The sequence below is a fragment of the Qipengyuania citrea genome (genome assembly GCF_009828015.1).
Lineage (GTDB): Bacteria > Pseudomonadota > Alphaproteobacteria > Sphingomonadales > Sphingomonadaceae > Qipengyuania > Qipengyuania citrea.
In genome coordinates this window covers 307,785-331,014 of the sequence record NZ_WTYG01000002.1, presented here as the reverse complement: position 1 = coordinate 331,014, position 23,230 = coordinate 307,785, and the positions used below count along the sequence as shown (strand labels likewise).

The following is a 23,230-nucleotide window of genomic DNA, read 5'->3' as shown; positions in this document are numbered from 1 at the left end:
GGTGCGCTGACTATTTGAGCTTTGTGACAACCTGACTATAGGCTCAGCGCATGAACTGGTTCACCCGCGTCCGCAATTCGATCACCTCGCTGTCCAAGCGCAGCACGGAAAAAGACCTGTGGGTCAAGTGCCCCAGCTGCCAGCAGATGGTCTTCGCGCAGGAATACGAGGACAATTCCTATGTCTGCCCGCGCTGCGGCCACCATGGCCGGATCGGTGCCGACGAACGGCTGCGGCAGCTGCTCGACGAAGGGTTCGAGGTCCTTCCCATCCCCGATGTGAAGGAAGACCCGCTCAAGTTCCGCGACACGGCGAAATACACCGACCGGCTGAAGAAGGCGCGCGCCAAGAGCCCGCACAAGGACGCCTTCCTTGTCGGTTCGGGTGCAATCGAGGGCAAGCCCGCGGTCGTCGGCGTGCAGGATTTCGGCTTCATGGGCGGATCGATGGGCATGGCAGTGGGCACCGCCTTCTGCCAGGGCGCCGAACGCGCGCTGTCGCGGCACTGCCCCTATATCGTCGTTACCGCAGCGGGCGGCGCACGCATGCAGGAAGGCATCCTCAGCCTCATGCAGATGCCCAAGGCAACGGTGATGACGCGGCGTCTGAAGGAAGCCAAGCTGCCCTATATAGTCGTGCTGACCGACCCGACCACGGGCGGTGTCACTGCCAGCTATGCGATGCTGGGCGACGTGCATATCGCCGAACCCGGCGCGCTGATCGGCTTTGCCGGTCAGCGCGTGATCCAGGACACGATCCGCGAACAATTGCCCGATGGGTTTCAGCGCGCCGAGTACCTGCACAAGCACGGCATGGTCGACATGGTGGTGCATCGTCACGAGCTGAAAGACACTTTGGCGACACTGCTCGATTACCTGGCCCCCGCCAAGGCCGCCTGACCTGCGCCATGCGGGACTTCGCCCGCTCCGATCATCCCCGAGTCCAGGCACAGCTCGACCGGCTGGGGCGCCTTTCCGTTCCCGATGGCAGGCTGGGTCTCGAAACCATACACGTCCTGCTCGACCGGCTGGGCAATCCGCACCGTGCTCTGCCACCGGTGTTCCATGTCGCAGGCACCAACGGCAAGGGATCGACCTGTGCCTTCCTGCGCGCAATGCTCGAGGCGCAAGGCTATTCGGTGCATGTCACCAACAGCCCGCATTTGGTGCGTTACAACGAGCGTATCCGCCTGGCGGGCAAGCTAATCGGCGATGAACGGCTTGCCTCGCTCCTGTCCGAAGTGCTCGACGCGGGCGAAGATCTCGGGCCCAGCTTTTTCGAAGTCACCATAGCCGCCGCGTTTTTGGATTTCGCCCGCATCCCGGCCGATGCCTGCGTTGTCGAAGTCGGACTGGGCGGACGCTACGATGCAACCAATGTTCTGGAGCCAGCCGTCCTTGCCGCATGCGGGATTGCGGCGCTGGGGATCGACCATGAACGCTTCCTGCTGGCACCGGAAGACGGTGTACCCAGCGATCCGGTGGCGCGAATCGCCTTTGAAAAGGCCGGAATCGCCAAAGCGGGCGTGCCGCTCGCATGCCTGTCCTATCCGCTGGCAGCACAGCAGCAGATCGAGGCCGCAGCCGCGCGCGCCGGGGCACCGCTATCGGCACGCGGCGCGGAATGGGTGGCGGAAACAGGACGTCACCTTTTCTACCGCGATGCAGAGGGCGAATTCGCGCTCCCGCTACCGTCCCTGCCCGGAGCGCATCAGGCGGTGAACGCCTCGCTCGCCATCGCCATGCTTCGCGCGCAGGATGTGCTGCCGGTCACGCCCCATGCGCTCGCGCAGGGAATCGAGCAGGCGGCCTGGCCCGCCCGGCTGCAGCGCCTTGCCCCCGGTCCCTTGGCAGGCCACCGCGAAATATGGCTCGATGGCGGACACAATGCCGATGCCGGGCGCATGCTGGGCACGCATTTTGCCGGGCAGCCGCTGCACCTCGTGCTCGGCATGCTCGATGCGAAGGATCCGGCTGCGCTGGTCGATCCCCTCGCCCCCATGATCGCCAGCCTCGCTGTGGTCCCGGTGCCGGGCCACGATTGGCATCCGGCAGAAGCGATCGCCCCGCAAGCGCGCTTCTTTCCCGATATCGTGAACGCGCTCGCGGCTATTCCCGAAGATGGGTTGCCCGTCCTGATCGCGGGGTCGCTCTACCTTGCTGGCGATGTGCTGCGGCGCAACGGCGAAGCGCCGGAATAGCCCCGGCGCTATTCCGCCGGGGCGACCGCCTGCCCCGCTTCGGGCGCGACCACGCCCGAATTGGCACGCGAGCGGCTTTCGCGATACCATTCGATGCAGACCAGCACCGCCGCCCCCAGTCCGATCCATGTGGTCAGGATGAAGACGTCGTAATAGCCCTGGTTTTCGATCATTTCGCCAAGGGCCCCGCGCCCCAGCGTGCCCACCAGCAGCGTCAGCGACGACAGCAGCGCATACTGCACCGCGCTGAACTTCTTCGAGACGATCGAGGAGAGCCATGCGATATAGGCAGCCCCGGCTATGCCGATCGCGAGATTTTCGAACGCGATGGTGATGGTGAGCTTGGCGAGGTCCGCATCGCCGATGCCCGGTACCTGTTCGATCAGGTAGGTGAAACCGATCGCCCCGCTGAAGGCCTCCATATAATATCCGCCCACGGCCATATCCGCGTAAAGCAGGTTGGTCAGCGCGGCGAGTATCCCGCCGATCAGCAGCGTCGCCATCCGGCCGATGGTGGTCAGCAACAGGCCGCCGAGCGCGAGCCCTGCAATGATTGCCCCCACGCCGAAGAACTTCGACGCGAAAGCGACGTCGTCATTCGTGTAGTCGAGCTCCCCGAGATAGAAGGGATAGGCGAAAGTACCCCAGATCGCGTCGCAGATACGATAGGTCAGCACCACCGCCAGGATCAGCACCAGCGACCATCCCATCCGTCCCACGAATTCGACCAGCGGCAGAACCAGCGCGCGGTACAGGTGATCGAGGATGTAATTGCCGCCGCTGGCGGGTTCCTCGTCGGCTGTCAGCAGGTGTTCGCCGCGGCGCTTCTTCGAGGCGAGCCAGCCGGCGATCAGCGCGGGCAGGATGATGGTCGCCACGATGATCCACGGGCCGACATTGACCGTGAATTCGGTCGGGTTGGGCCGATCTTCGGGGGCGTAGGTCATCGACATGATCATGAACGTCAGGACGATGCCGATCGCCCCCGCCCACAGCAGCGCGACCAGCGCCAGCGCGCGATTGCGGATCGCGGGTTCGAGTTCCCCCGCATGACGCAGCGCGCGCACCTGCCGTTCGCTTTCGGTCGCCACATCCGCGGCGTTTTCGCTCGCATTGGGCGCCCACAGGCCGATGAAGCCCACGCCCAGCAGGATCGCCCCCATCAGCGCGTAGGTTTCGGGCCAGCCGATCCGCGCGGCAATGATCAGGCCGAGCGCCCCGCCCACCAGCGACGACAGCCGGTAGCCCATCTGGTAAACGGTGGAGAGAATGTCGATCGTCGCGCGCTCGTCGGCCACGTCGATCCGCCACGCATTGATCGCGATATCCTGTGTCGCGCTGGCGAACGCGCCGATTCCCGCCAGCAGGCTGAACCAGCCGAGCTGGGTACGCGGTTCCAGCACGCTCATCGTAATCAGGATCGCGCCCAGCACCAGCTGCATCGGCACGATCCACTGCTTGCGCCGTCCCAGCCGGCGCAGCACCGGTATGTTCACCTTGTCGATCAGCGGCGACCAGAGGAACTGGAAGGCATAGGCCAAACCGATGAGCGAGAAGATGCCCATCGTCTCGAGATCGACTTCGGCTTCGGTCAGCCAAGCGAACAGGGTGCCGAGGAACAGCGCGAAGGGCAGACCGCTGGCAAAACCGAACAGCAACATGAAGCCGGTCTTGCGATTGCCCAGCGCCATGCCGAGCGCGCGCCAGGCGGAAATCTTCTTCTTGTCTTCTGCGACCGCAGCCATTCGCTGGCATCCTTCCAATTCGGCGTGATTTTTGCGACACTAGCGGCGAGAGAGAGGGAGGAACAGGCGTCATGAGCGATGTCGACACCAAACAACCCGCGCATCGCCCGACCCGTGGCATGCTGGCCCTGGCCAGGGATATCGCCGAAGGTCGGCAGCGCGATGCCGGTAGTGCGACCACGGTGCCCGCAAGCGTCTATACCGATCCGGATTACTGGCAGCGAGAAAAAGCGGCGATCTACGACCGGCTGCCGCAGATCGTCTGCCCGTCGGCGCTGTTGCCCGATCCCGGCATGGCGCTGCCGCATGACGCCACCGGGCGCCCCTTGCTGGTGACCCGCGATGCATCGGGCATGGCGCATGTCTTCCTGAACGTCTGCCGGCACCGCGGCACGCGGCTGGTCGAAGGCAATGAGGTTCAGTGCACGAAAAGGCTGGTGTGCCCCTATCACGCATGGACCTATGCGGTGGACGGCGGTTTGCTGGCCCTGCCGCGGCCCGATACCTTCCCCGGGCTCGACAAGGGCGATTACGGCCTCGTGGAACTGCCCAGCCGCGAAACCGGTGGGCTGATCTGGTTCTCCCCTTGCGCAGACAGCGCGGATTTCGGTTTCGCGGACAAGATCGGCGAGGATTTCGACGCGCTCGGCATGGGCGAACACGTGCTGTTCCGCCGCAAGACGCACGAAGTGGCGGGGAACTGGAAACTGATCATGGATGCTTTCCTCGAAAGTTACCATGTCACCCGCCTGCATGCGCAGACGATCGGGCCGTTCTTCAAGGACGGCGCAACCAGCGGCGACATGATCGGACCACATGCCCGCAGCGCGGTAGGCCGGCTCGAGGAAATGGACGGGGTCGATCTGGAGGACATGGCCGCGCTGCGCCGCGTGGTGACCTTTGCCTATCAGCTGCTGCCCGGCGCGCTGGTCATCCCCAGCCCGGACTACATCAATGTCATGGTGATGATGCCGCAGGCGCACGATCGCACGCTGGTGGAGGATTTCATGCTCATTCCCGAACATCCCAGGACCGACAAGGCGCGCAACCACTGGGAACGCAGCTGGGCCCTGCTCGACGGCGGGGTCTTCGCGGGCGAGGATTTCCGCGCCGCCGAACTCGGGCAACAGGGGCTGGCCACCGGCGCGGTGCCGCAGCTTACCCTCGGCACGCTCGAAGGGGGTATCCGCCGCTATCACGAGACCGTGGAAGAGGCGCTGCGCGCAGTGAATTGAACCCGGCGCGCGCATTTGACGCGGTAGCCCGGGCACCTCGCTGGCAGGTCGACGGCGATCACCGCTTCCGCATGACGGGGGTTGTGTGTATTGGCGCGCGCATGGCCGATAACCGTTTACCAGAAGAAGGCGATCGGATCGCCAAGCTGCTCGCCCGTGCCGGCGTCGCCAGCCGCCGCGAAATCGAGCGCATGATCGCCGACGGGCGGATCGCGATCGATGGCAAGGTCCTCGACACGCCCGCAGTCAAGCTGGCGAATCTCAATGGCGTGACGGTCGATGGCAAGGCTGTCGGCCGGGCGGAGGCGGCGCGGCTGTTCGCGTTCCACAAACCGTCGGGGCTGATCACCGCCGAACGCGATCCCCGCGGACGGCCCACCATTTACACCGCGCTGCGCAATGCCTTGCCCAGGGATGCGGGCCGCGTGATTCCCGTCGGCCGTCTCGACTTCACCACCGAAGGTCTGCTGATGCTGACCAATGACGGCGAACTGAAACGGGCGATGGAACTGCCCTCGTCGGGCATACCGCGCACTTACCGCGCGCGCGCCTTTGGCGATGTCACGCAGGCGCAACTCGACGAACTGATCGAAGGCGTCGAGATCGACGGCATTCGCTACGGCCGGATCGAGGCCGACCTCGAGCGCGGTTCGGGCAAGAATCGCTGGGTCGAAATGACGCTGACCGAAGGCAAGAACCGCGAAGTTCGCCGCGTGCTCGAACATCTCGGCCTGCAGGTGAATCGCCTGCTGCGGACCGCCTATGGCCCGTTCGAACTGGCCGACCTGCCGCGCGGCCAGGCAGTGGAAATCCGCCAGGCCGATGTCGAGCGGTTCCGCAAGCAACTCAGGCGCGGGGGCCAGCTTTGAGGATCATCGCAGGCGATTGGCGCGGTCGCAAACTCGTCGCGCCGCCGGGCGATCTGACCCGCCCCACTGCCGACCGGACGCGCGAAACGCTGTTCAACATGCTGGGCAGCCGCGTGGGCAGTTTCGACGGGCTGAGCGTGGTCGATCTTTTCGCCGGATCAGGCGCACTGGGCTTAGAGGCTCTGTCGCGCGGTGCTGCATCCTGCCTGTTCGTCGAACAGGATGCGCGCGCGGTGGAGGACATCCGCAAAAATATCGAGACGCTCGACGCACGTGCACGCAGCGTGGTCCAGCAAGGTTCCGTGCTCAGCCTCAGCCCTGCCAAGACGGCGCACGATGTGATCTTTCTCGATCCGCCCTACGATACGGGTGCCGGCCATGTCGCGCTCGACCGGCTCGCGCGGCTCGGCTGGATCGGGCCGGCGACCTGGGTCGCGCTCGAAACCGGCGCGAAGGAAGAAGGCGCTCTGCGGGCCTTCGATATCGTTGCCGAGCGAAAGACCGGCAAGGCGAAGATCACGTTGCTGCGCCTCGCGGCCTGAACCGCGCAGCCCGGCAGGGACAGGTTCGAAACCGGTACCAACCTCGCAAACCCCTGAGACGCACGAAAAGGGCGGAACCGCCTTGGCGGTCCCACCCTTTCGCTTCGCACCCTACCCGCTGGCAGGACGCGCATTCAGTTCAGCTCACGAACCCGGCTTGGTTGCGGGAAGCTTCTGGGGGATCGTGCTGGCGGGCTGACCCGGCCAGTATTCGAGCGGGCGATTACCCGTCTTGTTCTTGGCCCAGCTGTTGATGCAACCATCCTGCTGCATGGCCGAACACACTGGCAGGTTCGCATTGTCGGCGGGGGTGTATTCGGGCGGAACCGACTGCGTCACCGCGTTGCTCACGAAGCGGGGCGACGCGGTCGCGCTCGAAGATGCACTCGACGTAGTTGCCGGATTGCCATTCATCTGGGCAGCGATCTGGTTCCACGCCTGCATGCGCGTTGCCGGTTCCATTTCGTAGATGGCGACCCGCTGTTCGTCGGTCAGCACCCACCAACCTTCGGTCTGCATGGGCGACAGCGTCCAGTAATATTCCTGAACGCCTGCGGGCCATGCATCATAAGCGGTCTGGCGATCGGCGGGCCACTGGTCATAGGCGGCTTCCTGCTCGGTGGACCAGCTGTAGCTTTCGCCCGACATGTGATCGTCGGCAGCAGCCGGAACAGCGGTAAAGGCAAGCGCTGCAGCGCCGGCGAGAATCAGATTACGCATAGGAGATTCCTCCATTTGTGTGGTGTGTACGGCTAACCTACGCAGCGCCCCGGTCGTCGGTTCCGGCGCGCCCATATGGCCGGGGCTTGTCTTGCGCCGCTTCGTTCCCTAGCTGTTCCGTACTTCATGACAGACCTCCCCACCCCGTCCGACGCGCCCGCAGATGCGCAGATTCCCGCCTATGCGGCGCGGTTGAATGCTCCCCAGCGCGAGGCGGTGCTGACCACCGAAGGCCCCGTTCTGATGCTCGCCGGGGCAGGCACCGGGAAGACTGCGGCGCTCACCGCACGGCTGGCACACCTCATCGCAACGCGGCGTGCATGGCCCAGCGAAATTCTTTGCGTTACCTTCACCAACAAGGCGGCGCGCGAAATGCGCGAACGCGTGGGCCGGCATATCGGCGATGCGGTCGAAGGGATGCCTTGGCTGGGCACGTTTCATTCGATCGGGGCACGAATGCTGCGCCGCCATGCCGAACTGGTCGGGCTGGAAAGCAATTACACGATCATCGACACGGACGACCAGATCCGCCTGCTCAAGCAGCTGATCCAGGAAAACGACGTCGACGAGAAACGCTGGCCGGCGCGGCAACTGGCCGGCTTGCTCGACCGGTGGAAGAATCGCGGGCTCAATCCCGGCGATCTCGATGCAGTCGAGAATGAAAGCTATGCCAACGGGCGCGGCGCCCAGTTCTACAAGCTCTATCAGGACCGGCTGAAGACGCTCAACGCCTGCGACTTCGGCGACCTCCTGCTGCACATACTGAACATCTTCCGCACGCATCACGACGTGCTCGCGCAATACCAGCAGCGCTTCAAATACATCCTCGTCGACGAATATCAGGACACCAACCAGGTCCAGTATCTCTGGCTGAGGCTGCTCGCTCAGACGCGCAAGAATATCTGCGTGGTGGGGGACGACGACCAGTCGATCTATTCATGGCGCGGCGCAGAAGTCGCCAATATCCTCAAGTTCGAAAAGGATTTTCCCGGCGCGTCAGTGGTCAAGCTGGAACAGAACTACCGTTCGACGCCGCAGATCCTGGCGGCGGCCTCGGGCCTGATCAATGCCAATAGCGAACGCCTCGGCAAGACGCTGTGGACCGAACTGCCGCCCGGTGAAAAGGTACGGATCATCGGCGTATGGGATGCGCCCGAGGAAGCGCGCCGCGTAGGCGAGGAGATCGAACGGCTCGAAAGCGAGGGCGCACCGCTCGACCAGATCGCAATCCTGGTGCGCGCGCAGTACCAGACGCGGGAATTCGAAGATCGGTTTATCCAGATCGGCCTCAACTATCGCATCGTCGGCGGTTTCCGGTTCTACGAACGCGCCGAAATCCGCGATGCATTGGCCTATTTGCGCGTCATCGCGCAGCCGGCCGACGACCTCGCCTTCGAAAGGATCTACAACCAGCCCAAGCGCGGGCTCGGCGCGAAGACGCTCGAGGCGATGCGCCGTCATGCGCGCCAGCTGCAGATGTCGCTCGCCGCTGCCAGCTTAGACCTGTGCGATACCGACGAACTGCCTGCGCGGGCGCGGAACAACCTTGTCGCCTTGCTGGGCCAGTTCGTTCACTGGCGCGAACAGGCAGACAAGGTCACCCCGTCGGAACTGCTGCGCAGCGTGCTTGCGGAAAGCGGGTACGAAGACATGCTGCAGAAAGATCGCAGCGCCGAAAGCGCGGGGCGGCTCGAGAACCTTACCGAACTCGCGCGGGCGATGGAAGAATACGAGACGCTCGGCGATTTCCTCGAGCATGTCAGCCTGGTGATGGACAATGAACGCGCCGGCGATGGCGAGAAGGTCACCATAATGACCATGCACGCTGCCAAGGGGCTGGAATTCGACCACGTCTTCCTGCCCGGCTGGGAAGAAGGCGTGTTCCCGAGCCAGCGCGCCATCGACGAGGGCGGCCTTGCAAGCCTCGAGGAAGAACGCCGGCTGGCCTATGTCGCGATCACACGCGCCAAGCGCCGTTGCACGATATTGCATGCAGCGAACCGCCGCATCTACGGCCAGTGGACAAGCTCGATCCCCAGCCGGTTCATCGAAGACCTTCCCGAAGACTATATCACGTCCGAAACCACGATGACCGGCGGTGCCTCGCTCTGGCGGGCGAATTGGAGCGAGACCGACGACCCGTTCGCGCATGTCTCGACCAGCCGGCCGGACCGGTCCGGCAAGCGGGGTCCCGGTTGGCAAAGGGCGCTCTCGTCAGGTTATGACACGACGCCTAAGCGTCTGGCTGAACCGGGCCGCAGTGCGGCGAGCTTCGCGGCCAAGCCGCGCAGCGATATCGCGCTTGGCGCCCGCGTCTTCCATGACAAGTTCGGCTATGGCTGCGTGACCGCCCAGGAAGGCAACAAGCTGACGATAGAATTCGAGAAAGCAGGCGAGAAGCGCGTTCTCGACAGTTTCGTCAGCCTGGCCGACTGAGGATTATCGCCGGGCGCACGTACGCCCGGATCGCTATCAGGTCGCGGAAATATTCAGAAAACCGGGGCGCGGACCGTTCCATTCGCCCGCCGGGACCGAACCGCCATCGTCGCCGCGCTGCAGGCGCCCTTCGCTCTTAGCCCGGGCCTTGCGCGCCGGCTTTTCGCGCGGTGCTTCGTCATCGTCCCGCTTCTTGCGAGCGCGCTTGGGCTTTTCTTCGGCGGCCGCTTCGGCGTCCGTGTCGGGCGTGGGCGAACGCTTGGGCTTTGCCGCGCGTTCGGGCTTGTCTTCGCGCGCGGGCTTGGGTTCGGCTGCCGTGTCGACCAGATCGACACGAACGTCCTTCTTGCCGAACACGGGCACTTCGGCGCCGGTCAGCTTCTCGACATTGGCGATCGCTTCGGCATCTTCTTCGGCCACTAGCGTAAAGGCGCGGCCCTTGGCCCCTGCCCTGCCCGTACGGCCGATCCGGTGGACGTAATCGTCCGGGTGCCAGGGCGTGTCGAAATTGAACACGTGGCTCACGCCTTTGACGTCGAGCCCGCGAGCCGCGACGTCCGAAGCGACGAGGATGTTGATTTCGCCCTGCTTGAAGCGTTCGAGTTCCTTCAGCCGGTTCGACTGGTCCATGTCGCCATGGATCTCACCGCTGCGGAAGCCATAGCTCTGCAAACTCTTGTTGAGCTCGCGCACGGTGGTCTTGCGATTGGAGAAGATGATCGCGGTCTCGACGTGGTCGTTTTCCAGCAGCCAGCGCAGCGTGTCGCGCTTCTGGCGGGCCTTTACGGGCACCTTGAACGCGGTGATGTCCTTGTTCGTGGTCGCCGCGCGGCTGACTTCGATCCGCTTAGGATTGTTGAGAAACTTCTTGGCGAGCTTCTCGATCGGTGGCGGCATGGTCGCCGAGAACAGCATTGTCTGCCGCGCTTCGGGAAGCTTGGAGCAGATGAATTCGATATCGGGGATGAACCCCATGTCGAGCATGCGATCGGCTTCGTCGATGACCAGCAATTCGCAGCCGTTGAGCAGGATCTTGCCCCGTTCGAAAAGATCCATAAGCCGGCCCGGCGTGGCGATCAGCACGTCGACGCCATCATTCAGCGCCTTGACCTGATCGCCCATCTGCACGCCGCCAATCAGCAGCGCGAGCTTGAGATCGTGGTTCTTGCCGTATTTCTCGAAGTTTTCGGCCACCTGGGCTGCGAGTTCGCGCGTCGGCGCGAGAATCAGCGAACGCGGCATCAGTGCGCGCCGCCGTCCGCTGGCCATGATGTCGATCATCGGCAGCACGAAGCTGGCAGTCTTGCCCGTGCCCGTCTGCGCGATCCCGATGATGTCTTTCATCATCAGGATCGGCGGAATCGCTTCGCGCTGGATGTCGGTCGGCTCTGTATAGCCGGCTTCGCTTACTGCTTTGAGCAAGTCTTCGGAAAGGCCGAGATCGGCGAAAGTCATGCGGTTAGAAACTGTCCCTGGAACACTGGCCTACAAGTCGCCGCGCGTCCGCAGCATTGGCTGGGCGCGCCATTCGCCGGAATCGGCCCAAAAGTCAAGAAATCCCGGCAGACCCGACGCGAATGTCAGTCCGCGACGGCGATCAATCGGCGGAAATCGGCAATCCGGCACTTCGCCCCGGCGCGCGACATCAACCGATCGCGGTTCACGCAGAGCTGCCCGTCGGGACTGCGTTCGACATAGAAGCCGAGATAGAAATCGCGCGGGCTGCACGCCTTTTCGAGTTCGGCAGAGATGATCTGCCGGTCGCGCATATACATGACCAGCCGACTGCCCCGATCGGCCACGCCGACGATCTCGCCGGCATCGACGCATTCACCGTGGGGCCGCTCGACGACGCGCGGAGCGGTTTGGCGCGGCAATTGCGACAGGAACCCACGGCGCGAATTGCCCGGTTGCGGCGTGATCCGCATGATCACGCGGCGCTCGATCCGCACCTGTCGGGCGATAGGGACCTTCCCGGCGGATGCAGCATCGAATGACCATATCGAGCCCCGCCCCACCAGCGGCGCCGCGCCAAGCGGTGCTTCACTCGGAACCGCGGCCTGCCGGGCCACCCCATCGTCGCCGGCGCCGTGGGGCGAGCCCAATGCGATCAGCATGGCAGCGAGGGGGGAAAGCAGGGACATCGGTCGGGTTCGATCGCTCCTTGGCCGCGTGTTGGACACCATGCGGGTACGTCACGTGCTCGGTTGTACCCTCACGGTTGAATGCGGGCTTAATTGTTTGCTTTCGATTGGCAAGTGGTGGCAATCGCCCAACGAATTGTGGCAGGAAGGCATGCGATGACCGATGCCCAGACCTTCCACGAAGCCGCCGCTGGTCTCCTCGGGCCGCGCGGATTTACCTGCGACCCCGACCTGCTCGATAGGTGGCTGACCGACTGGCGAGGCCGCTATACCGGCCGCGCGCTCGGCCTTGCCTCGCCGACCTCGACCGAAGAGGTCGCCCAGTTCGTCAGGCTTTGCGCGAAGCACGGTGTCCCAATCGTCGCGCAAGGCGGCAACAGCGGAATGTCGGGCGGGGCCACACCCGACGATACCGGCGATAGCGTTATCCTCTCGTTGCGGCGAATGACTGCAATCCGCCACCTCGAGAAGGACAGCATGCAAATCACGTGCGAGGCGGGCGTGATCCTCCAGACGCTGCACGAGGCCGCGGAGAAAGAAGGTTTGCGGTTCCCGCTCACGCTGGGCGGCAAGGGTTCAGCCACGGTCGGCGGCCTGATCTCGACCAATGCCGGGGGTACACAGGTCCTTCGCCATGGGACGATGCGGGCTCAGGTGCTCGGGATCGAGGCAGTGCTGGCGAACGGCGATGTGTTCTCCGGGCTCGTGCCCCTGAAGAAGGACAACCGCGGCTTCGACCTCAAGCAAGTGCTGATCGGCTCGGAAGGCACGCTGGGCATCGTTACGGCGGCCACCTTGCAGCTCGCCCCCGCGATCGGCGAGCGGCGCGTGGCGTGGGTCGGTCTCGCCGGCATTGCCCAGGCACGCCAACTGCTGATGCACTGCGAACAGCAGGCCGGCGACGCGCTCGAGGGGTTCGAAGTCCTGCCGCGGCATTGCCTCGATGCGGTGCTGGCCTATCTGCCCGACACGCGCAGCCCGCTGGAAAACGAGCACGCCTGGTACGCATTGATCGAACTGGTCGCACCTGCAGGCGCCACCGACGGACTCGATACCCTGATGGAGACGGTTTTCGAAACCGCGATGGAGCGCGAGCTGCTGGAAGACGCGGTTATCGCCGCCAACGAGAGCCAGGCCGAAAGCTTCTGGCACTTGCGCGAAAGCATCTCACCGGCGGAACGTGCGATCGGGCCCGCGATGCAGCACGACATCTCCGTCCCGGTGTCGCGCATGGCCGAATTCGTCGAGACGGTTTCGCCGCAGATCGAGACGCGCTTTCCCGGCACTCTGGTTGCGGGTTTCGGGCATCTTGGCGACGGCAATATCCATTATCATGTTCTCGCGCCCGAGGCCGCCGTTGCGGGCGAATGGGAAGAGCGCGAAGGCAAGGCCATCAGCGCTTTCGTCCATGACCGCGTCACCGAATATGGCGGATCGCTGAGCGCCGAGCACGGAATCGGGCAGATGAAGCGGGACGAACTGGGCCGGCTCGGCGATCCTGTCTCGCTCAGACTGATGCGCTCGATCAAGCAGGCGCTCGACCCTCAGGGGCTGCTCAACCCAGGCAAACTCGTACCGCTTGCGCCTGAGACGGCGAGGCCTTAAAGCCCGCGCTTCGCGCGCATATCCTCCCGGGGTGTGCTGCTCAATCCAATCGAATTTCGGAGAAATCCATGGCCAGCGCGCCGCAGCCCAACCTGCCCCTGTTCTTCAAAGACCTGATGCCGCTCAACAGCAAGGACCATGCGAACTATCGTTCGCGTCCGATGCCGAAGGCCCCTTGGCTGGCCAACCAGCACGCAGTGCCCCTGACGGTTGATGAATTCGTCCAGGCGCAGCGCGACCTGCCGATCGTTTTCTCGACTGGTCCGGATGCCGTTCCGCTCGCGCTGATGGGGCTCAACGACGGCGTAAACACTTTCGTCGATGACGAAGGTACGGTGACCGAACAGGTTTACATCCCCGCTTACGTCCGCCGCTACCCCTTCATGCTTGCACGGCTCAAGCCGGACAGCGACGAACTGTCGCTCTGCTTCGATCCCACCGCCGAGAATATCGGCGAATTCGAAGACGGCCAGCCGCTGTTCGAGAACGGGGAAGCCAGCGAAGGCACCAAGCAGATCCTCGAGTTCTGCGAGCAGTTCGAGCATGCCGGTCAGCGCACGCAGGCCTTCATGAAGGAACTCAAGGACCATGACCTGCTGATGGATGGCGAGATTTCCATCACGCAGCAGGGCAGCGACAAGCCCTTCATCTACCGTGGCTTCCAGATGATCAACCAGGACAAGCTGCGCGAACTTCGCGGTGACCAGCTGCGCAAATGGACCGAGAGCGGCCTGCTGCCCCTGATCTGGGCGCAGATCTTCTCGATGGACGTGATGCGCACGATTTTCGGGCGCCAGCTCCAGCAGGGCAAGGTTCCCCTGCCCGATGCTGCGACCGCCGGTGTCCCGACTGCATAATCATTCGAGTACGGGAGCGCGCACCACTCCGGCTCGCGCTCCCGTGCCTCGATTTGCGCGCATGCGCACGATAGTCGCCGCGCTCGCTCTGGGCATGGCCGGGAGCATGGCTTCGGCGGCTGCGGACGGTAGCGACCCGCCCGAACCTCTCGAAACCTTTCAGCGCAGCGAGGATCGGCTCTTCCGGGTCGGATACCGTCTGGCTACCGCGAACGCGGCATTCTGCGACCAGACGGTGAGGGTTTCCGGCCTCCTGATCCACGATGCAGGCAGTTACAGTGATCCCGCCGCAGTGCGCCGGCAGTTTGGCCTGCTCGGCGATATCGGCGTGCAGGCGGTTGCGCCGCTGTCTCCGGCTGACGCCGCAGGCATTCGGCAGAATGACACGATCCTCGCTATCGCTGGCCGCACGATCGAGGCCGAATGGCCACTGACCAATCCGCGCTGGCAGCGTGTCACCGCGCTGCGGGACATAATCGATGATGCGCTATCCCGGGGAACGCTGGATCTTTCCTTGAGCCGCGCCGAAACGCCGGCGCTGGCGGCTTCGATCACCGGGGTCCCGGCCTGCCCCACGCGGTTCGAGCTCGTTGATTCCAAGAGCAGCGCGGCGGCCGACGGCGAGCGTGTACTGGTCGGGGAAAACTTTCCGGGCCTCGCGTATGACGAAGCGTCATTCGCGGCCGCGATAGCGCACGAAATGGCGCATAACATCCTGGGCCATCCGCAGACTTTCGCCGAAATCGGCTGGAAAAGGAAACTCGTCCGGCTCTCCGAGCGCGATGCCGACCGGCTGATGCCGTGGCTTCTGCACAATGCCGGCTACGATCCCGCAGCCGCGGTCCGTTTCATGCGGACCTGGGGCCCGAAGCATGGCGGCTGGATCTTCCGCAAGCGTACGCATGACGGCTGGGACGAACGCGTCGAATTCATCGAAGCCGAACTGGCGAAAATCGCCGAGGCTGCACAGTCCCACCCAGCGGGCCTGGCCGATTGGCAAACGGGCTTCGTTCCCGAACTGGAAATTCCGCACGAGGCGAATTAGCAATATCTCCTTGGCGTAAAGGCCTGGCAGCCCCTTTTCAGAGAACCTCGGGTCTGCCACATCAATCGCTTCCAATCGCGGGGAGGCGATGCGCGTGCCGACAATCGTACCTGTTGTCTTGTGTGGGGGCAGTGGAACGCGCCTTTGGCCGCGAAGCCGTGCCAGCAAACCGAAGCCGTTTATTCCGCTCTTGGGCTCGAACACGCTCTTCGAAGCCACCCTTTCACGGTGCACAGACCGGCACCTGTTTTCCGCTCCGATCGTGGTGATTGGCGAGCATCACCTTCAATTCGCCAAACCACAGGCAGCGGCGATCGCGCCAGATGCGCAGTTCGTCATCGAGCCGATGGGTCGCAATACAGCACCGGCAATTGCCCTTGCGGCGATGGCCTTGGAGCCGCAGGAAATTATGCTGGTATGCCCGAGCGACCATCACATCGTCGATCCGCAGGCATTTCGGGATGCGGCAGGCGCAGCTGCGGAACTGGCGAGCGAAGATCACTTGGTGGCGTTCGGGATCCAAGCCACCGCGCCGGAAACCGGGTATGGCTACCTACACCGCGGCCCTCCCCTCGGCGCCGGGTACGAAGTGCAGAGTTTCGTCGAAAAACCCGATCTGGCAACGGCACTGGGTTTCCTGGCGGACGGTGGATACGCTTGGAATGGCGGCATTTTCGCTTTCAAGGCCGGAACCTACCTCAGTGAGTTGGAAAAGCATCGACCGGAAATTGCTATCGCGGCTGCAGCAGCCCTTGAAAAGGGCGTGAGATCCGGCAGCGACATCCGCCCCGACGCCGATTGCTTTGCAACGATCTCTGCGGAGTCAGTCGACTACGCGGTTATGGAGAACACCGGCCGTGCCGCGATGATCGATGTTTCCATGGGGTGGTCCGACATCGGCAATTGGGATGCGCTCTTGCGCGAACGAAACCCCGCCAACGAGCCGAACGTTGTCGTCGGACCCGGTGAGATCCTGGGCGCGACAGGTTCCATGATCGACAGCGACGGTCCGCATGTCACGTTAATTGGCGTAGACGACACCGTGGTGGTTGTCGACGGCGACGATGTTCTTGTCGTGGCGCGCGACGCTGCCCAACGAATCGGCGAGGCAAGCCGTTGCACGAATTCATGATCCAGAAGCTCCGAACCCGGTTCGTCGAAAAAGTATGGGGTGTTTCGCGACTTCCGCCGCTGTTTGGTCACTCGTTTCAGAAACCAATTGGAGAGGTCTGGTTCGAACCGACACGCGATCTAGACCAGCTCTTGGCGAAATACATTTTTGCCAGCGAAAGACTGTCGGTTCAGGCTCACCCCACGAATGAGCAGGCACGAGCATTGGGCCTCGGCACCACTGGAAAAAGCGAATGCTGGGTCATCACTCATGCCGAACCGGGCGCGAGGATTGCGGCCGGGTTTCGCGAAAAGATCAGTGCTGAGCACATGCAAGCGGCCGCGCTGGATGGTAGCATTATCGATCTGCTGGACTGGCACGAAGTCTATCCGGGAGATGCATTCTATATCCCGGGCGGCACCGTCCACGCCATTGGCGGCGGGGTCAGCCTTATCGAGGTGCAACAGAACAACGATATTACCTTTCGCCTGTTCGACTACGGTCGCCCACGCGAACTCCATCTCGATCGCGGCGTCGAAATCGCTGACACAGCCCCATACCCGTCTTCGCTGCGCAGCAGGATCGATGGTGACGCCGGCCAACTTGTCGACGGGCCGCATTTCGACCTGTTCTACTGGCGCTGCGGCGGCGAAGCGCCCTTCCCTGGGCTTGCCGATCACCCGGCTTTATTCATTCCCTTCTCGGGAACGGTCGGCATAGGAAAGGAAGACTTGGCCGTTGGCGAATGCGCTGTTGTTCACGGTCCGCGCTCAGATATGCTGCACGGCGATGCGCTGCTGTTGATCGCGCAGCCAAGGCGCTGACCCGCCCCGGCGACGGCCTCCTGATCCTGCGCTCAACCGTGACGCTTTCACGGCAGGCCGCCTCTTGAAACCAAAGCCGCCCGAACCCATTTTTCCTGAGCCGGACGACGCTTTCCCTCATCGCTCGTCCGGTAATGCACGCGAGTGCATTCCTCCCTGAACCTTGGCCACCCTGCGCACTTGCGTGGGGTGGTTTTTTTCTGGGTCATTCCGCCGCTTGCGCGGCGACGCCGGAGTTGCCCATCAGCGCCGCCTCGGTGCCGAGCGTGCGTATCAGGCCCGACAGGAGCTTCGCGATTGCCCCTGCCCGCACGCTCGGTTGGTCCAAGCGTGCATCGAGATAGGTACTGCGACAGACCTCGACCTGGATCGCATGAATACCGCGTGCCGTCTGTCCGTAGCGGTCGAGAACATATCCTCCCGCATAGGGCCGGTTGTGCGCCACCCGGCGGCCGTTGTTCGCCAAATACCTGATCGCAAGATCGACCAGCCCCGGTTCGCACGACGCGCCGAACCGATCGCCGATTACGAACTCGGCCGGCTGATCGTGCGGTTGCGCTTTGGGCAAGGGCGGCATGGAATGCAGATCGATAAGCAGCGCCGTGCCCCACCGGTCGCGCAAGCGCTCGAGTTCATGGCTCAGAGCCGCATGGTAGGGATGATAGATCCCCGCGATCCAGCTATCGAGCTCGCTCCGATCGAGCGCTCGCCGCCAGATTTCGCCCATACCCGGAAGCCGCCGGGGCACCAGCCCCAGCCCATTGCGTGAACGCCGGTTGGCAAGCGAATGACGTGTTATGCGCGGCTTGGGCCCGCGAACCATGCCCCAATCGATATCGTCCGCCGACCGGTTGAGGTCGATCATCGCTCGGGGTGCATCGGCCAGCAGAAGACTGGTTTGCGTCGCCTCGGCTGCAGGCAGGGCAAGCGCATCGACATGGCGGTCTTCCAGGCGCAGGCTGGCGCGTTCGGGCTGGCGTAGCGCTGCGAGCAGAAAAGCAGGATAGCACCGTCCGCTATGCGGCACCGCGATCAAAACCGGCAACTGCCCCCCTTCCCGCTGCCACAGGCGGTATGATGGCGCGTCGTTCTCCGGGATGCGTCCGCCCGTAAGGGGCTGGAGGCGCTCCTGCGCTGCTGCCGGCGTGTGTACCATCACCCCACGTTCGTGCGATCGCGGCGATTAGGCAAGCGCGGAATTGCGGCGCTGTCGGGCACTCGTCCCCGATAAACTGTCAGGACGTGCCCGAAGCCACCATCTCGCCCCGGCGCCGTTAACAATACTCGTTTCCGATACATGGTTTTTTAAAGCTCGTGCGTTATGCACGCATCCATGAATGCAACACCGAACCAGCGAATCCTGCTTGCCGAGGATGACGATGCAATGCGCGTCTATCTCGAACGCGCGCTCGTCAATGCCGGCTACGCCGTCGATGCGGTCGATCGCGGAACCGAGGCCCTCCCGTTGCTGAAGGAGACGGGCTACGATCTGCTGCTGTCGGATATCGTTATGCCCGAAATGGACGGCATCGAACTCGCGCAGCGTTGCAACGAGATCAGCCCCGACACCAAGGTCATGTTCATTACCGGTTTTGCCGCCGTGACACTGAAGGCCAGCCGCGAGCAGCCGAACGCCAAGGTGCTCTCCAAACCGTTCCATCTGCGCGACCTCGTTCTCGAGGTTGAACGGGTCCTCGACGACCGCATCAGCGCCCAGTTTCAATAAGTCGACAATAGGCCCTTGCGCGGCTTTCCCAGGCTCGCTAAAGGGCCGGCCTGCCCTGCAAAGGGGCGCCGTTGGTGCGGGCGTATAGCTCAGTGGTAGAGCACTATGTTGACATCGTAGGGGTCGCAAGTTCAATCCTTGCTACGCCCACCATCGAAGCCTCCAGAGGCATATAAAAGCCCGCCGGAAACGGCGGGCTTTTTTGTTTCCTATCGCGTTTTAGAAAATGGGCGTCCCCTTAGAGGGCGAAGTAAAGAAAAAGCTATGCGGCAACTTGGCATCTGCCATTAGTTGTTGTGCTGCGTGTTCGCTACAGAATTGTCCGCCCTGTCAGTCACGGTGATTTCGATCTAAAGGCCTGGCAGCTTGCTGCATAAAGGCCACACCAGAGGTTGGAAAGTAAAACGGTGCCGAGCGACAGATAGGGTTCTGAAGTCAACCTTTTGAGAACGAATGTAATTTATGCCCTTCCCACGTGAGACGAATGGGTCACTCACGGCGATTAACGGGGTTGCTAGCGCCGGCTAGATCAACTAGGTATGATTCGAATACGGGCGCAGTCGGCTCGCTTCTCGCGTTTCGGCTAAAGATCTGAATTCACAATGGAGAACAAGATGATTGCGAAGAAAATTTTGATTTCGGCTTCGGCTGCTGCAATGGCGTTCGCGCCTGTGGCCGCTTCGGCTGCTCCGGTTGCTGTCGAGCGTTCGTCGGCTGCCGCTGAAGACACCTCGGAACTTGGTGGCGCTGGCCTCATCATCGCCATCCTGGCCGGTATCGCAGTTGTGGCAGGCGTTGTTATCGCCGCTGACGACGACGACGATACCCCGGTTAGCGCATAATTTAAGCTGCTAGCTTGAAACGGACCGGCCGCGGAGTTCTCTCCGCGGCCGGTTTTTCTTTGTGCGCTTGCTTCTTGGAAATGAGACTTCTGCAAGCGGCCCTATGCGTCGCGGCTTTACCCGGCAGTGAAAGCGACCTTGGTGGCGGATTGTCGGCACTAGCCTGACCCTTTTGCGCAGGTCGGGCTACCTATCCGCACCGATTGTCCCCTCGGCGAACATCTTGTCCAACCTTGCCCTCGCGCCGTGCTCTGCTATGGCGCGCGCAATTCATTTTGAACGAACAGGATACCCATGGCGAAGATCAAGGTTGCGAACCCGATCGTCGAACTCGACGGCGACGAAATGACGAAAATCATCTGGCAGTGGATTCGCGAGCGGCTGATCCTGCCTTATCTCGACGTCGACCTTAAGTATTACGACCTCTCGATCGAGAAGCGCGACGAAACCGATGACCAGATCACGATCGACGCGGCCAATGCGATCAAGCAATATGGCGTGGGCGTAAAATGCGCCACCATCACCCCCGACGAAGCCCGCGTCGAGGAATTCGACCTCAAGAAAATGTGGGTCAGCCCCAACGGCACGATTCGCAACATCCTTGGCGGCGTGGTCTTCCGTGAGCCGATCGTGATCGACAACGTTCCGCGCCTCGTCCCCGGCTGGACCGATCCCATCGTCGTCGGCCGTCACGCTTTCGGTGACCAGTACCGCGCCAAGGACACGCTGATCCCCGGCCCCGGCAAGCTGCGCCTTGTCTTCGAAGGCGAGAATGGCGAGAACATCGATCTCGACGTTTACGAGTTCCAGAGCTCGGGCGTCGCCATGGCGATGTACAATCTCGACGACAGCATCCGCGACTTCGCGCGTGCCTGCATGAACTACGGCCTCGACCGCGGCTGGCCGGTGTATCTGTCGACCAAGAACACCATTCTCAAGAAGTATGACGGCCGCTTCAAGGACCTGTTCGAGGAAGTGTTCGAAAGCGAATTCAAGGACAAGTTCGCCGAAGCGAACATCACCTACGAACATCGCCTGATCGACGACATGGTCGCCGCCGCGCTCAAGTGGAGCGGCAAGTTCGTGTGGGCCTGCAAGAACTACGACGGCGACGTCCAGTCTGACGTGGTGGCGCAGGGCTTCGGCTCGCTTGGCCTGATGACCAGCGTGCTGATGACGCCCGATGGCAAGACCGTGGAAGCCGAAGCCGCGCACGGCACGGTTACCCGCCACTATCGCCAGCACCAGGAAGGCAAGGCAACCAGCACCAACCCGATCGCCAGCATCTTCGCCTGGACTCGGGGCCTGATCTATCGTGGGCGCTTCGATAACACGCCTGAAGTCGTGAAGTTCGGCGAGACGCTGGAAAAGGTTTGCATCAAGACCGTCGAGAGCGGCAAGATGACCAAGGATCTCGCGCTGCTGATCGGTCCGGACCAGAGCTGGATGACCACCGAGCAGTTCTTCGAAGCGATCGTCGAGAACCTCGAGAAGGAAATGGCCAAGCAGGCCTGAAGCCTTCGACCCATTTCGTCATTGCCCAGCGATTGACGTAAGAGACCGGGATCGGCGTGACGCCGGCCCCGGTCTTGTCGTATGGGCCGCTCAAACAGACAGGAATCACCATGGCCAGACCGCCACAGAAAAAGCGCATCTCGCGGCGCAAGGGCACCGAGAAGTTCGGCCAGCGCCGGCTCGAAGTGCGCAATGCGATGATCAAGGACATTCCCGGCATCGCGCATCTCGTGCGCCGGGTGTACGAGGACATGCCTGCCTATACGCACGGCGAGATCCGCGGCCAGATCAACAATTTCCGCGAAGGCTGCTTCGTCGCGCTGCTCGACGACGAGATCGTCGGCTATTGTGCTACCATGCAGCTGGCCGAGGCGCTCGCCTTCCAGCCGCACGACTGGGACGAGATCACCGGCAATGGTTACGGCAGCCGCCACGATCCGACCGGCGACTGGCTTTACGGCTACGAAATGTGCGTCGATCCCAAGGTGCGCGGTGTGCGCATCGGGCGCCGGCTTTACGAAGAACGGCGTGCGCTGGCGGAAGGAAAGGACCTGACCGGGATCGTCTTTGCCGGCCGCATGCCCAATTACCGCCGGTTCCGCCGACGGGTCGAGGGACCGCAGGATTACCTCGACAAGATCGTCGAGGGCAAGCTGCACGACCCCGTGCTGCGCTTCCAGCTGGCCAACGGGTTCGAACCCGAGCGGATCATGCAAGGCTACCTGCCCGAGGACAAGGCCTCGATGGCGAATGCGGTGCTGATGGTCTGGCGCAACCCCTATGTCGAGCGCGACCAACCGGTGAAGCAGCGGTTGCCCCGCGGGGTCGAAGCGGTGCGTGTCGCGACCTGCCAGCTGCAGGCGCGCCAGGTAGCCGACTACGACGAGTTCATGCGTGCAGTGCAATATTTCGTCGATGTCGCAAGCGATTACGAAGCGGACTTCATCGTCTTTCCCGAGCTCTTCACGCTTATGCTGTTGAGCTTCGAGGAGAAGGAACTCTCGCCCGTCGAGGCAATCGAGCGCTTGTCCGAGTACACCCCGCGGCTGCGTAACGACATCTCCGAGATGGCGATGCGGTTCAACATCAACATCATTGCCGGTTCGCATCCGACGCGGATGGAGGATGGCGACATCCACAATGTCGCCTACGTTTGCCTGCGCGATGGTGCGGTGCATGCGCAGGAAAAGATCCACCCCACCCCCAACGAGCGCTATTGGTGGAACATCAAGGGCGGCGACAAGGTCGAGGTGATCCAGACCGACTGCGGTCCGATCGGGGTGCAGATCTGCTACGACAGCGAGTTCCCCGAGCTGTCGCGGCGCCTGGCGGACGAAGGCGCGCGAATCATCTTCGTGCCCTTCTGCACCGACAGCCGCCAGGGCTACCTGCGCGTGCGCTATTGCGGACAGGCCCGCGCGATCGAGAACCAGTGTTTCGTCGTGCTCAGCGGCAATGTCGGTAACCTGCCCAATGTCGCGAACATGGATATCCAATATGCGCAGAGCTGTATCCTGACGCCCTGCGATTTCCCCTTCGCCCGCGACGGAATCGCCGCCGAGGCGAGCGAGAATGTCGAGACGCTGACGATCAGCGACATCAATCTCGCCGATCTCAGCTGGGCGCGCGCCGAAGGGACGGTGCGCAATCTCGCCGATCGGCGTTTCGACCTCTACCGGATCGAATGGGACGAGGACGGCAAGCACCCGGGCAAGCCCCGCCCGCGCCGTGAACCGCTCGGCCCCGCTCATCCGGGTGGGGGTTAGCGCGGATCGCTTCGTGACAGCCTGACACGGCGCGGTTACGGAAGGTCC

Annotated in this window: 20 protein-coding genes and 1 tRNA gene; 16 read left to right on the top strand and 5 right to left on the bottom strand. The window is 63.0% G+C overall.

Features of this window, described 5'->3' with window-relative positions:
- Positions 1-50: 50 nt before the first annotated feature.
- Both accD and GRI55_RS07105 read left to right on the top strand, forming a co-directional pair.
- Entirely contained in the window at positions 51-899 is an 849-nt protein-coding gene (accD, locus tag GRI55_RS07110; RefSeq protein WP_050601079.1) for an acetyl-CoA carboxylase, carboxyltransferase subunit beta, read from the top strand.
- Positions 900-907: 8 nt separating this feature from the next.
- Positions 908-2,200 carry a bifunctional folylpolyglutamate synthase/dihydrofolate synthase gene (locus tag GRI55_RS07105; protein ID WP_160766666.1) on the top strand — a complete coding sequence of 431 codons (1,293 nt, stop codon included), beginning with the start codon at positions 908-910 and terminating at the stop codon, positions 2,198-2,200.
- A gap of 8 nt (positions 2,201-2,208) precedes the next feature.
- On the opposite strand, the gene GRI55_RS07100 is transcribed toward GRI55_RS07105, so the two are convergent.
- Positions 2,209-3,945 carry an MFS transporter gene (locus tag GRI55_RS07100; RefSeq protein WP_050601077.1) on the bottom strand — a complete coding sequence of 579 codons (1,737 nt, stop codon included), beginning with the start codon at positions 3,943-3,945 and terminating at the stop codon, positions 2,209-2,211.
- 71 nt (positions 3,946-4,016) lie between these two features.
- Between GRI55_RS07100 and GRI55_RS07095 the strand changes: the two genes are divergently transcribed.
- The 3 genes from GRI55_RS07095 (at position 4,017) to rsmD (ending at position 6,591) form a co-directional block, all read left to right on the top strand.
- Positions 4,017-5,180 carry an aromatic ring-hydroxylating oxygenase subunit alpha gene (locus GRI55_RS07095; protein ID WP_160766665.1) on the top strand — a complete coding sequence of 388 codons (1,164 nt, stop codon included), beginning with the start codon at positions 4,017-4,019 and terminating at the stop codon, positions 5,178-5,180.
- Between the two features lie 101 nt (positions 5,181-5,281).
- Positions 5,282-6,049 (top strand): pseudouridine synthase, encoded by a 768-nt coding sequence (locus tag GRI55_RS07090; RefSeq protein ID WP_063506951.1) that lies wholly within the window; start codon positions 5,282-5,284, stop codon positions 6,047-6,049.
- A complete protein-coding gene (gene rsmD, locus GRI55_RS07085; RefSeq protein ID WP_160766664.1) occupies positions 6,046-6,591 on the top strand; it encodes a 16S rRNA (guanine(966)-N(2))-methyltransferase RsmD in 546 nt (181 codons plus the stop codon). Before GRI55_RS07090 ends, rsmD begins: the two co-directional genes overlap by 4 nt.
- Positions 6,592-6,735: 144 nt before the next feature.
- Here the strand turns inward: rsmD and GRI55_RS07080 are convergent, their stop codons facing one another.
- Complete coding sequence (locus GRI55_RS07080; RefSeq protein WP_160766663.1) at positions 6,736-7,311, bottom strand: hypothetical protein; 576 nt, start codon at positions 7,309-7,311, stop codon at positions 6,736-6,738.
- Positions 7,312-7,437: 126 nt separating this feature from the next.
- Between GRI55_RS07080 and GRI55_RS07075 the strand changes: the two genes are divergently transcribed.
- Complete coding sequence (locus GRI55_RS07075; RefSeq protein ID WP_160766662.1) at positions 7,438-9,747, top strand: ATP-dependent helicase; 2,310 nt, start codon at positions 7,438-7,440, stop codon at positions 9,745-9,747.
- A 36-nt stretch (positions 9,748-9,783) separates the two neighbouring features.
- Here GRI55_RS07075 and GRI55_RS07070 read toward each other — a convergent pair whose 3' ends face one another.
- The gene (locus GRI55_RS07070; RefSeq protein WP_160766661.1) at positions 9,784-11,202 is read right to left on the bottom strand and encodes a DEAD/DEAH box helicase; all 1,419 of its coding nucleotides are present in this window, start codon (positions 11,200-11,202) and stop codon (positions 9,784-9,786) included.
- 125 nt (positions 11,203-11,327) lie between these two features.
- Positions 11,328-11,891, bottom strand: coding sequence for a hypothetical protein (locus tag GRI55_RS07065; RefSeq protein WP_160766660.1), 564 nt, complete (start codon positions 11,889-11,891; stop codon positions 11,328-11,330).
- A gap of 156 nt (positions 11,892-12,047) precedes the next feature.
- Between GRI55_RS07065 and GRI55_RS07060 the strand changes: the two genes are divergently transcribed.
- The 5 genes from GRI55_RS07060 (at position 12,048) to GRI55_RS07040 (ending at position 17,333) form a co-directional block, all read left to right on the top strand.
- Positions 12,048-13,496: an FAD-binding oxidoreductase gene (locus tag GRI55_RS07060; RefSeq protein WP_160766659.1), complete on the top strand. Its 1,449-nt coding sequence runs from the start codon at positions 12,048-12,050 to the stop codon at positions 13,494-13,496.
- Positions 13,497-13,564: 68 nt separating this feature from the next.
- Positions 13,565-14,353 (top strand): SapC family protein, encoded by a 789-nt coding sequence (locus GRI55_RS07055; protein ID WP_050601068.1) that lies wholly within the window; start codon positions 13,565-13,567, stop codon positions 14,351-14,353.
- A 61-nt stretch (positions 14,354-14,414) separates the two neighbouring features.
- Positions 14,415-15,398, top strand: coding sequence for a M48 family metalloprotease (locus GRI55_RS07050; protein ID WP_160766658.1), 984 nt, complete (start codon positions 14,415-14,417; stop codon positions 15,396-15,398).
- 88 nt (positions 15,399-15,486) lie between these two features.
- The gene (locus tag GRI55_RS07045) at positions 15,487-16,530 is read left to right on the top strand and encodes a mannose-1-phosphate guanylyltransferase (RefSeq protein ID WP_202392400.1); all 1,044 of its coding nucleotides are present in this window, start codon (positions 15,487-15,489) and stop codon (positions 16,528-16,530) included.
- Complete coding sequence (locus GRI55_RS07040; RefSeq protein WP_202392399.1) at positions 16,527-17,333, top strand: class I mannose-6-phosphate isomerase; 807 nt, start codon at positions 16,527-16,529, stop codon at positions 17,331-17,333. Before GRI55_RS07045 ends, GRI55_RS07040 begins: the two co-directional genes overlap by 4 nt.
- Before the next feature lie 205 nt (positions 17,334-17,538).
- Here the strand turns inward: GRI55_RS07040 and GRI55_RS07035 are convergent, their stop codons facing one another.
- Positions 17,539-18,378 (bottom strand): N-formylglutamate amidohydrolase, encoded by an 840-nt coding sequence (locus tag GRI55_RS07035; RefSeq protein WP_237452445.1) that lies wholly within the window; start codon positions 18,376-18,378, stop codon positions 17,539-17,541.
- Between the two features lie 288 nt (positions 18,379-18,666).
- On the opposite strand from GRI55_RS07035, the gene cpdR reads away from it, so the two are divergent.
- The 5 genes from cpdR to GRI55_RS07010 all read left to right on the top strand — a co-directional run bounded on the left by cpdR (position 18,667) and on the right by GRI55_RS07010 (position 23,182).
- Positions 18,667-19,059, top strand: a complete 393-nt coding sequence (gene cpdR / locus GRI55_RS07030) for a cell cycle two-component system response regulator CpdR (RefSeq protein WP_050601063.1) — start codon at positions 18,667-18,669, stop codon at positions 19,057-19,059.
- Between the two features lie 78 nt (positions 19,060-19,137).
- Positions 19,138-19,212 (top strand) — tRNA-Val (locus GRI55_RS07025).
- A gap of 449 nt (positions 19,213-19,661) precedes the next feature.
- Complete coding sequence (locus tag GRI55_RS07020; RefSeq protein WP_237452444.1) at positions 19,662-19,901, top strand: hypothetical protein; 240 nt, start codon at positions 19,662-19,664, stop codon at positions 19,899-19,901.
- A gap of 294 nt (positions 19,902-20,195) precedes the next feature.
- Positions 20,196-21,416, top strand: coding sequence for an NADP-dependent isocitrate dehydrogenase (locus GRI55_RS07015; RefSeq protein WP_160766656.1), 1,221 nt, complete (start codon positions 20,196-20,198; stop codon positions 21,414-21,416).
- 110 nt (positions 21,417-21,526) lie between these two features.
- On the top strand, positions 21,527-23,182 hold the full coding sequence (locus GRI55_RS07010) for a carbon-nitrogen hydrolase family protein (protein ID WP_160766655.1): 1,656 nt from the start codon (positions 21,527-21,529) through the stop codon (positions 23,180-23,182).
- Positions 23,183-23,230 lie beyond the last annotated feature (48 nt).